At 73.2% G+C, this 15254-nt stretch carries 13 protein-coding genes and 1 riboswitch; of the genes, 4 read left to right on the top strand and 9 right to left on the bottom strand.

Going from position 1 to position 15254, the window contains the following annotated elements:
* The first annotated feature begins 249 nt into the window (after nt 1-249).
* Nucleotides 250-1269 (top strand): septation protein SepH, encoded by a 1020-nt coding sequence (gene sepH / locus ACQCO7_RS32650; protein WP_464075161.1) that lies wholly within the window; start codon nt 250-252, stop codon nt 1267-1269.
* A 193-nt stretch (nt 1270-1462) separates the two neighbouring features.
* On the opposite strand, the gene ACQCO7_RS32645 is transcribed toward sepH, so the two are convergent.
* Entirely contained in the window at nt 1463-2311 is an 849-nt protein-coding gene (locus tag ACQCO7_RS32645) for a sulfurtransferase (protein WP_464075160.1), read from the bottom strand.
* Nucleotides 2312-2583: 272 nt separating this feature from the next.
* Here ACQCO7_RS32645 and ACQCO7_RS32640 point away from each other — a divergent pair, with 272 nt between their 5' ends.
* Together ACQCO7_RS32640 and ACQCO7_RS32635 are read left to right on the top strand one after the other, a co-directional pair.
* Nucleotides 2584-3372, top strand: a complete 789-nt coding sequence (locus ACQCO7_RS32640) for a VOC family protein (RefSeq protein WP_464075159.1) — start codon at nt 2584-2586, stop codon at nt 3370-3372.
* Between the two features lie 74 nt (nt 3373-3446).
* The gene (locus ACQCO7_RS32635) at nt 3447-3953 is read left to right on the top strand and encodes a DUF4352 domain-containing protein (protein ID WP_464075158.1); all 507 of its coding nucleotides are present in this window, start codon (nt 3447-3449) and stop codon (nt 3951-3953) included.
* Here ACQCO7_RS32635 and ACQCO7_RS32630 read toward each other — a convergent pair.
* From ACQCO7_RS32630 to ACQCO7_RS32615, 4 genes are all read right to left on the bottom strand, one after another.
* Nucleotides 3941-4588, bottom strand: coding sequence for a thymidine kinase (locus ACQCO7_RS32630; RefSeq protein ID WP_010353023.1), 648 nt, complete (start codon nt 4586-4588; stop codon nt 3941-3943). The two genes, ACQCO7_RS32635 and ACQCO7_RS32630, sit on opposite strands and share 13 nt — an antisense overlap.
* 65 nt (nt 4589-4653) lie before the next feature.
* Nucleotides 4654-5832 (bottom strand): alkaline phosphatase family protein, encoded by a 1179-nt coding sequence (locus tag ACQCO7_RS32625; protein ID WP_464075157.1) that lies wholly within the window; start codon nt 5830-5832, stop codon nt 4654-4656.
* Nucleotides 5832-6413, bottom strand: a complete 582-nt coding sequence (locus ACQCO7_RS32620; protein ID WP_464075156.1) for a DUF5998 family protein — start codon at nt 6411-6413, stop codon at nt 5832-5834. Before ACQCO7_RS32620 ends, ACQCO7_RS32625 begins: the two co-directional genes overlap by 1 nt.
* Before the next feature lie 58 nt (nt 6414-6471).
* The gene (locus ACQCO7_RS32615; protein WP_464075155.1) at nt 6472-9492 is read right to left on the bottom strand and encodes a bifunctional acetate--CoA ligase family protein/GNAT family N-acetyltransferase; all 3021 of its coding nucleotides are present in this window, start codon (nt 9490-9492) and stop codon (nt 6472-6474) included.
* A gap of 187 nt (nt 9493-9679) precedes the next feature.
* Here ACQCO7_RS32615 and ACQCO7_RS32610 point away from each other — a divergent pair, with 187 nt between their 5' ends.
* A complete protein-coding gene (locus tag ACQCO7_RS32610; RefSeq protein ID WP_010353019.1) occupies nt 9680-9961 on the top strand; it encodes an HPr family phosphocarrier protein in 282 nt (93 codons plus the stop codon).
* A gap of 217 nt (nt 9962-10178) precedes the next feature.
* Here the strand turns inward: ACQCO7_RS32610 and ACQCO7_RS32605 are convergent, their stop codons facing one another.
* The 4 genes from ACQCO7_RS32605 to ACQCO7_RS32590 form a co-directional block, all read right to left on the bottom strand.
* Complete coding sequence (locus ACQCO7_RS32605) at nt 10179-10862, bottom strand: GntR family transcriptional regulator (protein WP_010353018.1); 684 nt, start codon at nt 10860-10862, stop codon at nt 10179-10181.
* 183 nt (nt 10863-11045) lie between these two features.
* Nucleotides 11046-11798: a M23 family metallopeptidase gene (locus ACQCO7_RS32600; RefSeq protein WP_464075154.1), complete on the bottom strand. Its 753-nt coding sequence runs from the start codon at nt 11796-11798 to the stop codon at nt 11046-11048.
* 14 nt (nt 11799-11812) lie between these two features.
* Nucleotides 11813-11959: riboswitch (cyclic di-AMP (ydaO/yuaA leader) on the bottom strand.
* A gap of 273 nt (nt 11960-12232) precedes the next feature.
* Nucleotides 12233-13621 (bottom strand): M16 family metallopeptidase, encoded by a 1389-nt coding sequence (locus tag ACQCO7_RS32595; RefSeq protein ID WP_464075153.1) that lies wholly within the window; start codon nt 13619-13621, stop codon nt 12233-12235.
* On the bottom strand, nt 13618-15009 hold the full coding sequence (locus ACQCO7_RS32590; protein ID WP_464075152.1) for a M16 family metallopeptidase: 1392 nt from the start codon (nt 15007-15009) through the stop codon (nt 13618-13620). The genes ACQCO7_RS32595 and ACQCO7_RS32590 overlap by 4 nt, the downstream gene beginning before the upstream one ends.
* Nucleotides 15010-15254 lie beyond the last annotated feature (245 nt).

The raw sequence follows: 15254 nt of genomic DNA, 5'->3' as shown, positions 1-15254 counted from the left end.
GCCCGGCCTCCCTACAGGGTGTCCGGGGCCTTGCTGGACCGCCAGGAGGGGAACCAGTTGCACAGGGTGACGGGGTCAGTCACTTAGCGTGGCGAATGGGTAACCGTGCCATAACGGCGATCCAGGGCCCGCGTCCGACACGCCGGGCAACTCGGCAAGGTTGTGGCAGGCTGCACCCGGGCAGGCCACACTCGACTAGCGGAAGCAGCGACGCACGTGACGTCGGCAGGCACCACCCGGGAGGTCCCCATGCCCGAACTGCGGGTCGTGGCCGTCTCGAATGACGGAACACGGCTGGTGCTCAAAGCTGCCGACGCGACGGAGTACACACTCCCCATCGACGAGCGCCTGCGCGCGGCCGTGCGCGGTGACCGGCCCCGGCTCGGTCAGATCGAGATCGAGGTGGAGAGCCACCTCCGCCCCCGTGACATCCAGGCGCGCATACGCGCGGGTGCCACCGCGGAAGAGGTCGCACAGCTCGCTGGCATCCCCGTCGACCGTGTCCGCCGCTTCGAGGGCCCCGTCCTCGCCGAGCGCGCCTTCATGGCCGAACGCGCCCGCAAGACGCCCGTACGCCGCCCCGGTGAGAACGCCGGCCCCCAGCTCGGCGAGGCCGTCCAGGAACGGCTGCTGCTGCGCGGCGCCGAGAAGGACACCGTCCAGTGGGACTCCTGGCGCCGCGACGACGGCACCTGGGAGGTCATGCTGGTCTACCGGGTCGCCGGTGAGCACCACTCCGCGAGCTGGACGTACGACCCGCCGCGCAGGCTCGTCCAGGCCGTCGACAGCGAGGCGCGGTCCCTGATCGGCGAGTCCGACGACCTCGCCGCGCCGGAGCCCAGCTTTCCGTTCGTGCCGCGTATCGCCCGGCTGCCCCGGGACCGCCCGCTGGACCGGGAGCGCCCGGCGCTGCCCGCGCCGGCGCCCGAACCGGCTGACGAGGCGGTGGCCGAGCGGGACTCGCTGACCAGCCTCCTGGAGGCCGTACCGAGCTTCCGGGGCGACATGGTCGTACCCGAGCGCCCCTCGGAGAACGCCGAGGAGACCGAGCAGGAGGCCGAGGCCGAGGAGCCCCCGGCACCCGCCGCGTCCGCCGGCTCCGCCTACGCGGACGTCCTCATGCCGCGCTCCGTCGGCAGCCACCGCGACCGCCTCATCGGCGCCACCGACCGCCAGGCCGAGGCCGACGGCGTCCGCCCGGGCCGCCGCGCGGCCGTCCCGAGCTGGGACGAGATCGTCTTCGGGACGCGGCGCAAGAAGCAGGAGTAGTACGCGGGCGCGGGGTGCCGGGGACCGGGTTTCGGACCCCGCGCATGGGGCCTCCAGTAGCCGCCGCCGTGCCAGGTACCGCGGGCGGAGCCGGTCCGGAGCTGCCCTCGCCCGCGTACCGGGCTGCTCCCCGCGACCGGCTGCTGCTCTGCGGGGCCGCGCTCTCCCCTGCGCGCGGCCCCCTGCTGTCGCCCTACTGCGGGTCCGGTCCCACCGCGACCGGGCGGGACGGGTCGGAGGACCACTCGGACCAGGAACCGACGTACAGGGCCGCCGGGATGCCCGCGACCGCCAGGGCGAGGACCTCGTGCGCCCCCGAGACGCCCGAGCCGCAGTACACGCCGACCTCGGTGCCGTCGGCGGCTCCCAGGCCCCGGAAGCGGTCCTTCAGGTCCTGCGCGGGCAGGAAGCGGCCGTCGGGGCCGACCGTCTCGGTGGTGGGCGCCGAGACCGCGCCCGGGATGTGGCCACCGACCCGGTCGATGGGCTCGACCTCGCCCCGGTACCGTTCCCCCGCGCGCGCGTCGAGGAGGACCCCGGAGCGGGCCAGCGCGGCGGCGCCGTCCGCGTCCAGGAGCCCCTTCGCTCCGGGGACCGGCGTGAAGTCGCCTTCCGCGGGCGCGGGCAGGTCGGCCGAGATCTCCCCCTCCCAGGCCGGCAACCCGCCGTCGAGGACCCGCACGTCCGGGTGACCCGTCCAGCGCAGCAGCCACCACGCGCGCGCGGCGGCCCAGCCCTGCCCTCCGTCGTACACGACCACCGGGGTCGACGCCGAGACACCCGCGCGGCGCATCGCGGCACCGAAGGCGTCGAGGTCGGGCAGCGGATGGCGGCCCGAGGCGCCCGCGGTGCCCGCGAGTTCGCGGTCCAGGTCGACGAAGGCGGCGCCGGGGACGTGTCCCGTGGCGTACGCGGCGTGGCCGTCGAAGGGAGGCTGACCCGCCGTCGGGACACTGAGCTGCCAGCGGACGTCGAGGACCACGGGCGGGTGGTTTCCGGCCAGTTCGGCCGCCAGCTCGGATGCGGAAATGATGGCGTTCATGGCGCCCATCCTCGCGCACGGGGTGGCCCCGCCGCCCGTGTCCGGTTACTCTGCCCGCCGGACAGCCTCGATCACCAGGTGTACGGGATCGGGCACACCGTGTACAGCCGATCAACACTTGACGGCAATCAAGGTGAAACGGGCGCGTCATCACCGCCCCCACGGGGCGGCGTGCTCCGGGACGCGGGGCCGCGCGGGTGGTGCGAGCATCGGCACGGGGGTTCCAGGGTGCAGCGACACGGCCACCGCGAGGGGCCGAGGAGAGAGTGACGATGACCGAGGCACGGGATTCGGACCGGCACGGCGAGGCGCACGGCCGGTACACACCCGGTACGCCCTGCTGGGTCAGCCTGATGGTGCACGGGCTGACGACGACTCAGGAGTTCTACGGCGAACTGTTCGGCTGGGAGTTCCAGCCCGGGCCGCGTCAACTGGGCGCCTACGCGCGCGCACTGCTCGACGGCCGCGACGTCGCCGGCATCGGGCAGCTCCCCGCGGACCGCCACCTGCCGGTCGCCTGGACGCCCTACCTCGCCTCCGACGACGTCGACCGGGACGCCGAGCGGGTGCGCCTGTGCGGCGGGACCGTCGGCGTCGGCCCTCTCGACGCGGGCGACACCGGCCGCCTCGCCATCTGCTCCGACCCGGCCGGCGCGGTCTTCGGCCTCTGGCAGGCGGCGGCGCACCTCGGCACGGGCATGACGGGCGTCCACGGCACCCCCGCCTGGAACGAGCTCCTCACGTACGACACGGAGACCGTCACCAAGTTCTACGAGACCCTCTTCGCCTACGCCTCCACCCGCACCCCCGACACGGTGACCCTCCACCTCGACGACCACCCGGCAGCCGCCCTCCACGCCCTGGGCTCCGCCCTCCCCCGCGACCGAGGCCCCCACTGGCTGACGTACTTCGAGGTCACGAACACGGACGAAACCCTGACCCGTGCCGTGTCCCTGGGTGGTCACATCATCACCCCGGCCGCGAACACCCCCCTGGGCCGCACCGCCACAGCCTCCGACCCGGAGGGCGCCCGCTTCGCCCTGCTCCAACGCCCCACCTGACCCCCCGACTCGCCGACCTCCTGGCGCGGGCGCACGATGGTGTCATCTGCCGCTCCGCTACACCGGGAGGAGCGATGCGACGTCGTACCGCGCCCTTGCTGATCTGTCTGCCGGCGGTGTTCTCGCTGGCGCTGGCACCTTTGTCGTCCGACGGGAAGGTCGGGGACACGCTGAGTCTCACGGGCACGTCGGGCGAGGAGAAGCTCGATGTGACGGTGGTCAAGGTGGTGGACCCGGCGCGCGCGAAGGACTCCCTCTCCTCGCCGGACCCCGGAAACCGTCTCGTCTCTGTCCAGTTCCGGTTGAAGAACACCGGCACAGCCGTCTACAACGACTCGCCGTCGAACGGCGTGGACGTGATCGACCAGGACGGCCAGCGTTTCGAGACGGCCTTGCTCTCCGACACCACGGCAGGCGCCGAGTTCCCCGGAAGCGTCACCATCCTGCCCGGGAGGACAGCCCTCGGCTATCTCAGCTTCGAAGTACCGAACGCCTCCCGAGTGGTCGCCGTCCAGTTCGCCATGGACAGCGGTTTCTCCGACGACGTCGGCGAGTGGACGGTGTCCGGCTACACCGCCTGAACCGGCAGCACGTCCGGTGACAGGGTCGCCGCCTTGGACGATGCCGCTGTCATCCGGCGGCGGTGGTGTCGTCGGCACAGCACCTCGTACCCGATCGTGTCCGCCCGGTTGACGTCGCCGACGACGACCTGGGCGCCCTCGACGACCATGACGCCGCCGACCGTGCGGGCGTTGTGGGTGGCGCGGGCGCCGCACCAGCAGAGGGCCTCGACCTGGAGGACCTCGACGCGGTCGGCGAGTTCGACGAGGCGCTGGGAGCCGGGGAAGAGCTTGGAGCGGAAGTCGGTGGTGATGCCGAACGCGTAGACGTCGAGCCCAAGATCGTCGACCACGCGCGCGAGCTGGTCGATCTGTGCCTCCGCGAGGAACTGCGCCTCGTCGGCGATGACGTAGTCCGCGCGGCCCCCGTGGGAGAGGTGGTCGACGAGGTAGGCGTACAGATCCTGCCCGTCGTGGATCTCGACGGCGTCGGTGACGAGGCCGAGGCGGGAGGAGAGCTTGCCCCGCCCGGCGCGGTCGTCACGGCTGAAGATCATCCCTTTGAGGCCGCGAGCCGATCGGTTGTGCTCTATCTGGAGCGCCAGGGTCGACTTCCCGCAGTCCATGGTTCCGGAGAAGAACACCAACTCGGGCATGGCGAGGTGAGCACCTTTCGGCAGGAAGGCCGCCCCCGAAGGGCCGGAGAAACGGTCGGAATCGATCAGGAGCGTACTTCGAGCAGGGGGACGAACTGCTCCGCAGGGGTCATCGACCCGTGGTTGCCGACCATCGCGGACTCCTTCGGCTCCCGCTCGGACGCGATGATCAGAACGTCGTCCCGCGCGGCTGCGATCACGTCACCGAGCCGGTCGTACACGCGCTCGTCGACGTGCGGACCGAACCACCCGGCGGCGATGGCCTCCTCGCGCGAGGCGACCCAGAACTGTTCGCCGAGGACCTCGCGCCAGCAGGTCAGGACGTCGGCGGCGGCACCGGGGACGGCGTACACGTGCCGGGCGCGCCCCTCGCCGCCGAGGAGAGCGACGCCCGCGCGCAGTTCCCAGTCCGCGTCGAAGTCGATGCGGTGCTCCTCGTCGAAGGGGATGTCGACCATGCCGTGATCGGCGGTGACGTACAGCGCGCTGCGCGGGGGGAGCTGCTCGGCGAGCCGCTGGACGAGCCGGTCGACGTACATGAGCTGGCCGCGCCAGGTGTCGGAGGCGATGCCGTAGCGGTGTCCGGCGCCGTCGAGTTCGGCGTAGTACGTGTAGACCAGGGCCCGGTCGCCGGCGGCGAGCTGAGCGGCGGCGAGGTCCATGCGCTCCTCGCCGGTGAGCCGCCCGTGGAACGTTCCTCCACTGAGCGCGATCTTGGTCAGCGGGGTGTTCTGGAAAGCGGGCGAGGAGACCTGCGCGGTGTGCACGCCCGCGGCGTCGGCGAGCTGGAAGACCGTGGGGTAAGGCTGCCATGCCTGCGGCGAGGTCCAGGGCTGCCAGCGGAGCTGGTTCATCAGCGCGCCGGTCGCGGGGTCACGCACGGTGTAGCCGGGCAGCCCGTGCGCGCCCGGCGGGAGGCCGGTCCCGACGGAGGCGAGGGAGGTCGCGGTGGTGGCCGGGAAGCCGGCCGTGAGCTGCCCTCCGGAGGGCTTCAGGAGGCTGCTGAGGTACGGCGCCTCGTCCGGGTGGGCCGTGATCTGCTCCAGGCCGAGACCGTCGACGAGGAAGACGCACACGCGGTCGGCGGGCGCCAGCGCGGGGATCGTGGCGGTGAGGCCGGGGACGCCGAGTCCGGCGGCCACGGTGGGCAGCAGGTCGGCGAGGGAGCCGGTGCCGTAGCGCGGGACGGGCGCGGAGTCGACGCGGAGGGGTTCGGGGTGGTCCCAGGGGGCGAGCTGGGGCATCAGAGGGCCGCGGTCGCCTCGGAGAGCGCCTGCGCGAAGGCGAGCGCCTGACGCACCGTCTCCGGGCCGTCGCCCGCCTCGCTGACGCGCAGGCTGAGGTCGTCCGCCGTCGAGTTGCCCGTGTAGCCGTGGTCCGCGTCGCAGTTGGGGTCGCCGCAGGCGGCGGGCTCCAGGTCGATGCGGGAGACGGCGCCCCAGCCGATCGTGAGCATCACCTCGCGCGGGAGCGTGCCCGGCGCGTACGACTCGGGGTTGGCGACGACGCGGCTGACGACGACGGAGGAGATCCGGCCGAGCTTCACGGACTCCGTGGAGGTGGTCGCGTACGGCGTCGGCGACGTCGTGTCGGCGGACTGCTCGTCGGTGTGGCTGACGATGAAGCGGTTGCCGGTGAGGACGAGCACGGTCACATGCCTGCGGACCTCGTTCTGGTCGAACGTGGTCTCCTGGTGCACCAGGTACGACCGGATCGGCTCGCCGCCCACGGCGGCCTCCACCGCCTCGGCCACGAGGGCCGGGTAGTAGCCGCTGCGCTCGATCGCCGCGCGCAGCCCCTGGGTCGTCGTACTGGTCTTGGCCATGCCCTCATCCTACGGGGACCCACTGACTGCGAGGGACCCCGCACAGGGCGTCGGGGGCTCAGTACGCGGGCAGGGTGCGCGGGCCGAGGTCGTCGCGGGCGGGCGGCGGGGCGAGGCGTACGGACGCGCCGAGGACACTCACGCCGTGCGGGGCGACGACGACGGGTTCCAGGGTGACGGCGACGACCTCGGGGTGGTCGTCGACCAGGCGCGAGACGCGCAGGAGGAGTTCCTCCAGGGCCGGGGTGTCGACGGGGGTGGAGCCGCGCCAGCCGAACAGCAGGGGTGCCGTGCGGATCGAGCGCACCAGGGAGGTCGCGTCCCGGTCGGTGACCGGCACCAGGCGGTGTGCCATGTCGCCGAGCAACTGCGAGGCGGCGCCCGCGAGTCCGAACGACAGCACCGCGCCGGCGGCCGGGTCGATCACCGCGCGGACGACCGTGTCGACCCCGCGCGGGGCCATCGCCTGGACGACGGGCCGCAGTTCCCGGGGCGTCCCGAACAGCTCCGTCAGCTCGCCGTACGACCGCCTCAGTTGCTCCTCGTCCGCGAGGTCGAGGCGGACGCCGCCGAGGTCCGCGCGGTGGCGCAGGTGCGGGGCGGTCGCCTTCAGGGCGACGGGGTAGCCCAGGGTGCGCGCGGCCCTGACGGCGTCCTCCGGGGTCGGCGCGGGCATGGCCCGCCGTACGCCGATGCCGTACCGGCCGAGGAGTTCGCACGTCTCCTCGGTGCCGAGGGTGAGTCCCTGCCCGCGCGCGAGGAGGCCGTCGATCATCCGCGCGGCGCCCTTCTCGTCGATGTCCTCGTACTCGGGCACCTTGCCGGGGTCGGCCGCCTCGCGCCGCCACTGCGCGTACTTCACGGCCTCCGCGAGAGCGCGTACGGCCCGTTCGGCGGCCGGGTAGGCGGGGATGAGGCGGGGACCGCCCGAAGACGCGAGGGGGCCTTGTGCGGCTTTGTCGGGGAGCGTGGCGAGGGCGGGGTGCGGGGTCCGGGCGGCGGCGAAGGCGTTGCCCGCGCGCGGAGCGGGGGCTTGTCCGGGAGGGGCGGGGGGCGGGGGGACGGTGGCGCTGGCGCGCGGGTGCGCCGGAGGCGCGTCGGATACTGAGGTGGGCGCGGGGGACGGTCCGGGTGCCTCTCCCGTCCGCGCCCGCGCGGTTGTGCTGTTCCCCGGCGCAGTGGTGGCTCCGGCCGCCCGGCCCGCGTCCGCCTGGGGCGCCGTGCTCATCGCCGCCGACAACGCCTCGGCCAGCCCTCCGAGTTCGACGTGGACGACGAGCACCGGCTTGGCCGGGACCTCGGCGGCGGCCGATCGCAGGGCCTCCGCGAGGCCGGCGTCGTCGGTGGAGCCCTCGCCGATGGCGGGGATGGCGGTGACGACGACCGCGTCGCACGTGTCGTCGGCCAGCGCGCGCGTGAGGGCGTGGCGGAAGTCGTCGGCGGAGGCGCCGGTCGTGAGGTCGAGGGGCGGGAGGGGGCGCAGTCCCTCGGAGAGGCAGGCGTCGTAGGTGAGCAGTCCGAGGGACTCGGAGTTGCCGAGGATCGCCACGCGCGGGCCCGCGGGGAGGGGCTGGCGGGCGAGCAGGAGGCCCGTGTCGACGAGTTCGGTGATGGTGGCGACGCGGATCACGCCGGCCTGCCGCAGGAGCGCGGAGACCGTCGCGTGGGGCAGCCGGGTCGCGCGGACCGCGTGTCCCTGAGGGGCCGATCCGGCGCCCTGGACGACGACGAGGGGTTTCGCCGCCGCCGTGCGCCGCGCGAGGCGCGTGAACTTGCGGGGGTTGCCTATGGACTCCAGGTACATGAGCACGACGTCGGTGTCGGGGTCGTCGTACCAGTACTGGAGGACGTCGTTGCCGGAGACGTCCGCGCGGTTGCCGGAGGAGACGAACGTCGAGACACCGGTCACGCCGGTCACGCCCCCTCCCCGGCGGTGCAGCCGGGACAGCAGGGCGACGCCGATCGCGCCGGACTGCGCGAACAGCCCGATGCGGCCGGGCCGGGGCGTCTCGGGCGCGAGGGAGGCGTTGAGCCGTACGTCGGGCGCGGTGTTGATGATGCCGAACGCGTTGGGGCCGACGATGCGCATGCCGTACGCGCGCGCGAGGCGTACGAGTTCACGCTGGCGCTCGCGCCCGTCGGGGCCGCTCTCGGCGTATCCGGCGGAGACGACGACCAGCCCCTGGACGCCGTGCTCCCCGCACTCGGCGACGACCTCGGGGACGGTGTCGGCGGGAACGGCGACGACCGCGAGGTCGACGGGGCCCTCGATGTCGCGCACGGAGCGGTGGGCCGGGACGCCGTCGAGTTCCTCGACGCCGTCCGGGAGGGCCTTGTTGACGGCGTGCAGGGTGCCCGTGAAGCCCGCCGCGCGGAGGTTGGCGAGGACCGCGTGGCCGACGCCTCCGGGCGCGCGCCCGGCGCCGACGACGGCAACGGAGCCGGGTGCCAGCAGCCGCCGTACGGAGCGGGCCTCGGCGCGCTGTTCGCGGGCGCGCTGGACGGCGAGGGAGCGTTCGGTGGGTTCGAGGCCGAACTCCAGGCGGACGACGCCGTCCTCGAAGCTGCGCTTCTGGGTGTAGCCGGCGTCGGTGAAGACCTTGATCATCTTGGAGTTGGCGGGGAGCACCTCGGCGGCGAAGCGGCGGATCCCGCGCTCGCGCGCGACGGCGCCGATGTGCTCCAGGAGGGCGGAGGCGACACCGCGGCCCTGGTGCGCGTCCTGGACGAGGAAGGCGACCTCCGCCTCGTCGGCGGGCCCCTTGGCGGGCAGGCCGTCGGGGCCGATGCGGTCATAGCGTACGGTGGCGATGAACTCGCCTCCGACGGTGGCGGCGAGTCCCACCCGGTCCACGAAGTCGTGGTGCGTGAAGCGGTGGACGTCCTTCGCGGACAGGCGCGGGTAGGGCGCGAAGAAGCGGTAGTACTTCGACTCGTCCGACACCTGCTCGTAGAAGCTGACCAGGCGCTCGGCGTCGTCGGCGGTGATGGGCCGCACGCGCGCGGTACCGCCGTCGCGCAGCACCACGTCGGCTTCCCAGTGGGCGGGGTACTCGTGCCGCTCCTGCGCGCTCTGCATGGGGCCCAGCGTACGGCTCGCGTCCGACAACGGCGCGAGGCAGTCTGGGGGACGGAAGACGGCACGAACCGGACCGAGGCCGCGGTCCGGACAGCCGTCCGGGAGGGGCCGTCGCGCCTCCTCCCCGAACACTTCACGTGTGGAAAACTGGTCTAGACAACCCTGAACACCGAAGGGCAGCAACAACATGGCTGAGCGCCGCGTCACCATCGGCTGGGCGGAGGGCCTCCACGCCCGCCCCGCCTCCCTCTTCGTCCGAGCCGCCACGGCCACCGGCGTCCCGGTCACGATCGCCAAGGCGGACGGCAACCCCGTCAACGCGGCCTCCATGCTGGCCGTCCTCGGCCTCGGCGCCCAGGGCGGCGAGGAGGTCGTCCTGGCCTCCGGCGCCGAGGGCGCGGACGCGGCCCTCGACCGGCTGGCGAAGCTGGTCTCCGAGGGCCTCGACGAGCTCCCCGAGACCGTCTGACGCCACCCACGCGCGCGTACGGAGCCGCGCCGCCCTCTCCCGGGCGGCGCGGCTCCGTCGTTGTCCGAGCATCCCGGAATGCATTTCCCCGCACAGTATTGCGGGGTGTGCGAGGGCATACGGAAGGCGCACGTCGAGAAATTCACGGCGCACTCGCGAAAAGGGCAGCGGAAATACACCTCCGCCAAATACCTCTTCTTTGTATACGGTGCCCGTGTTAATGACGCAGGCCGGTCATGTTTACGGCGTGTTGCGAAGTCCTCACGCGGTCCGCGCCGGCGAAGCGCAGCCGGTGGGCGGCGGTGGAGCGCTCGGTGTGCAGGGCGGTCAGCGCACGCGCGCGCTCGGCGTCCCCGCGCGCGACGGCGTCGACGATCGCGCCGTGCTCGGTCCAGGAGTCGACGGGGCTGGCCGACGGCTCCACCGCGTACATCCAGGCGATCTTGTGGCGCAGCTGGGTCAGCGTCGAGGTCAGGGCGTGGCTTCCGCAGGCCTGGGCGAGCGTCTCGTGGAACCAGCCGCCCAGGGAGCGCAGATCCTCGCTGCTGCCCCTCCTGGCGCGCTCCTGGCCCAGCCTGACGAGTCCGCGCAGCACCTTCAGGTGGGCCTCGGTGCGCCGCTGGGCGGCCCGGGCGGCGCCGAGCGGCTCCAGGAGCAGCCGCATCTCCAGCAGGTCGGCGGCCTCCTGCTCGGTCGGCTCGGCCACGCACGCGCCCGCGTGGCGCCGGGTCACGACGAAGCCCTCGGCCTCCAGCGTGCGCAGCGCCTCGCGGACGGGGACGCGGCTGACGCCGTACCGGCGCGCGAGGAGTTCCTCGGTGAGGCGGCTGCCGCGCTCGTAGACACCCGCGACGATGTCGTCCCGGACGGCCGTGCACACCGAGTGCGCCGGAATACGCATGACGGACCTCCGCCTTAATCCCCGTGAAACGTCGACGATTGACGTGTGTTCCGTGACTCTATTGCAATGAGCGGGAATTTCCGATGGCAGGCCGGAATCCAGGGATATTTTTTGGACAAGGGGCCGTCCGAAACGCCGAAAGCCCCGGCCGAGAGGGCCGGGGCTGGACGATCTCTCGCGGGGTCAGACGTCGACGCCGTGCGCGCGCAGGTAGGCGACGGGGTCGATGTCGGAGCCGTACTGCGGTGTCGTACGGGCCTCGAAGTGCAGGTGCGGGCCGGTCACGTTGCCCGTCGCGCCCGAGTAGCCGATCCGCTCCCCCGGGGTGACCGTCTGCCCCACCGCGACGGAGATCGACGACAGGTGGCCGTACTGGGTGTACGTGCCGTCGTTCATCCGGACGACGACCTGGTTGCCGTAGGCGCCGCCCCAGCCGGCCTCCACGACCGTGCCGAGGCCGACGGCGTGCACAGGGGTGCCGGTGGCGGCGTGGAAGTCGATGCCCGTGTGGCTGCCGGAGGACCACAGGGAGCCGCCGCTGCGGTAGCCCGTGGACACGTACGAGCCGGTGACCGGCGCGACGAAGGCGTTCAGACGGGCGCGTTCGGCCTCCCTCGCGGCGCGGGCCTCAGCGGCGCGCGCGGCCTTCGCCTCCTCGGCGGCCTGGATGCGCAGGGCCTGCGCACGCGCGCGTACGGCCGCCTGCTGGACGGCGTGCTCCTGCGCGTGCGCGCGGTCGTCGACGTGCTCGGTGACGTCGAGGCGCATGGTGACCGTGTCGTCCGCGAGGGTCATCGCGTTCGCGGCGGTCGGTTCGGGGGGTGATCCGGCGGCCAGCGCCGAGGTCGTCAGCGCCGCTATGCCCGCCGCGCGGGCGGTCGTACGCTGCATCCGGGTCGCCTTGCGGCGCCTGCCGGTGGCGCAGGTGAACGCCATGGAGTCGAGTTCGTCCTTTCCTTCCCTCTCGCCTACCGGGTTAGCTGACGGGTTCGGAGCAGGAAGGTCTCCTACGGGCGCACGCGCCCGATTCACCCCAGGGACTGTGGGTCCCCGGCTCCCCTGGCTCGCGCCGTACGGGGACTCGGCGATCGCTGTCCGGTGCCGCGGTGTGCGGCGCACTGCCCGACGAACAGCCCGGACGACGCTAGAGGGCGTGCCGCTGATTCCCAAACGCACAGCGGCTTTTGTAGCGCACACCACAGGGCAGAGGTGAACCCTCCGGGCGAAAACGGTCACCCCTGGGGGGCGCGTTCCGGGCGGGGTGTGACTTCGCGAACAGCGAACCCGCGCGGGAGGCTGGGCAGCGTGCACGCGCGCGTGCGGCTCACCGGCCGCCCCACGCGCGCGTGCCCGTGCTCCTGCTCCGCCGTCTACTCCGCCGCCACGACCCGCACCGGGCCGATCCCGAGGGCCTCGACCGGCTCGCGGATCTCTTTCGCGTCGCCGACGAGGACGGTGACGAGGCGGTCGACGGGGAAGGCGTTGACGACCGCGGCGGTGGCCTCGACGGTGCCGGTGGCGGCCAGCCGCCGGTAGAGCGTCGCCTGGAAGTCGTCGGGGAGGTGCTGCTCGACCTGGTCGGCGAGGGTCCCGGCGACGGCCGCGGCGGTCTCGTACTTGAGCGGCGCCACGCCGACGAGGTTCTGCACGGCGAAGTCGCGCTCGGCGTCCGTGAGGCCCTCGGCGGCGAGGGTGCGCAGGACGGTCCACAGGTCCGCGAGGGCGGGCCCGGTGTTGGGCGTGTCGACGGAGCCGCTGATGGCGAGCATCGAGGCGCCCGAGCCGTCGGGGGCGGAGCGCAGGACCTGCCCGAAGGCGCGCACGCCGTAGGTGTAGCCCTTCTCCTCGCGCAGGACGGCGTCCAGACGGGACGTCAGGGTGCCGCCGAGGCAGTACGTGCCGAGCACCTGCGCGGCCCACACGCGGTCGTGCCGGTCGGCGCCCACGCGCCCGATCAGCAGCTGCGTCTGCACGGCGCCGGGCCGGTCGACGATGACGACGCGCCCGGTGTCGTCGGCGGTGACCGGCGGGACCGGCCGGGGCTGCGCGGTGGACCCCGTCCAGGCGCCCAGGGTCTCGCCGAGCAGCGCGTCGAGGTCGATGCCGTTCAGGTCGCCGACGACGACCGCGGTGGCCGTCGCGGGGCGCACGTGCCGGTCGTAGAAGGCGCGGACGGCGTCGGCGTCGATCTTCTCGACGGTGTCCTCGGTGCCCTGGCGCGGGCGGGACATGCGCGCGGTCGCCGGGAACAGCTCCTTGGACAGCTCCTTGGCGGCCCGCCGGGAGGGGTTGGCCAGCTCGTGCGGGATCTCGTCGAGCCGGTTGCGCACCAGCCGGTCGATCTCGCCCTCGTCGAACGCGGGCGCGCGCAGGGCGTCGGCGAGCAGCCCGAGCCCCTTGGCGAGCCGGGAGGCGGGGACCTCCAGGCTGAGCCGGACGCCGGGGTGGTCGGCGTGCGCGTCGAGCGTGGCGCCCGCGCGCTCCAGCTCGGCGGCGAACTCCTCGGCGGAGTGCCGGTCGGTGCCCTCGGAGAAGGCGCGCGCCATGATCGTGGCGACGCCGTCCAGGCCGGTCGGCTCGGCCTCCAGGGGCGCGTCGAGGAGGACCTCGACGGCGACGACCTGCTGGCCGGGGCGGTGGCAGCGCAGGACGGTCAGGCCGTTGCCGAGGGCGGCGCGCTCGGGCGCGGGGAACGCCCAGGGCCTGGCCTCGCCCGCCTGGGGCTGCGGGTGGAAGTCCATCGTGGCGAGCTCGGTCACTTGGCCGTCTCCTCGTTGTCGTCGGCCTCTACGGTCGCTACACGCGCGGGGTCCTCGGGCACGTCCGCGTCCTCGGCGCTGTCCGGATGCTTGGGCTCGTAGACGAGCACCGCGCGGTTGTCGGGCCGCAGCCGCGCCTTGGCGACCTCCTGGACCTCCTGCGGAGTGATCTCCAGCACGCGCTGTACGGCCGTGAGGGCGAGCTGCGCGTCGCCGAACAGGACGGCGAACCGGCACAGTTCGTCCGCGCGCCCGGCGACCGTGCCGAGCCGGTCCAGCCACTCGCGCTCCAGCTGCGCCTGCGCGCGCTCCATCTCCTCGGCCGTCGGGCCCTCCTCGGCGAACCGGGCGAGCTCCTCGTCGATGGCGGCCTCGATGACGGGCACCTCGACGTCCCCGGACGTCTTGACGTCCAGCCAGCCCAGGGAGGGCGCCCCGGCCAGCCGCAGCAGACCGAAGCCGGCCGCGACAGCGGTCCGGTCGCGCCGTACGAGCCGGTTGTACAGGCGGGAGGACTCGCCGCCGCCGAGGACGGTGAGCGCCAGGTCGGCGGCGTCCCCCGCGCGCGTGCCGTCCTCGGGGAGCCGGTAGGCGGCCATCAGCGCGCGCGCCGGGACCTCCTCGACGACGACCTCGCGCAGCTGCTCGCCGATGACGTCCGGCAGGGAGCCGTCACGCGGCTCGGGCTTGCCGTCGTGGGACGCGATGGAGCCGAAGTACTTCTCGACCCAGGCGAGCGTCTGCTCCGGGTCGATGTCGCCGACCACCGACAGGACCGCGTTGTTGGGCGCGTAGTACGTCCGGAAGAACGCGCGCGCGTCCTCCAGGGTCGCCGCGTCCAGGTCGGTCATCGACCCGATGGGCGTGTGGTGGTAGGGGTGGCCGTCCGGGTAGACGAGGGCGGTCAGCTTCTCGAACGACGTCCCGTAGGGGACGTTGTCGTAGCGCTGGCGGCGCTCGTTCTTGACGACGTCGCGCTGGTTCTCCATCGACTCGTCGTCCAGGGCGGCCAGCAGGGAGCCCATGCGGTCGGCCTCCAGCCAGAGCGCGAGCTCCAGCTGGTGCGTGGGCATGGTCTCGAAGTAGTTGGTGCGCTCGAAGCTGGTAGTGCCGTTGAGGGAGCCGCCGGCGCCCTGCACCAGCTCGAAGTGGCCGTTGCCCTTCACCTGGGCGGAGCCCTGGAACATCAGGTGCTCGAAGAGGTGGGCGAGGCCGGTACGGCCCTTGACCTCGTGGCGCGAGCCGACGTCGTACCAGAGACACACCGCCGCGACGGGGGTCAGATGGTCCTCGGAGAGCACCACGCGCAGGCCGTTGGCCAGGCGGTGCTCGGTCGCTGTCAGGCCCCCGGAGCCTGCCTGGGCTGTGGCCGTGTGACCCATGGGCATGTACGTCCCTTCGATGGCGGACGCGGTCGTGGACCGCGGACTTTCCTGCCGGTCCTGTCACTGTATGCAAGCGTGCGGACGGTCGGTGAAGTTCCCGGCGGACGTACGCCGAGAGCGGATCGCGTAACCTGCGGGCTGCCGTGGGGGAACGGGCCGTGCTCGTCCGGCCGGGCCCGCTGAGCCGGGTCCTGGCCCGGGTTGTCAGTGCCACGGTCCACAATGGTCGACGTCAGACCCTTGAGCAC

This window comes from Streptomyces saintjeani, assembly GCF_055409605.1.
This window is presented reverse-complemented; position numbering and strand designations above follow the sequence as displayed.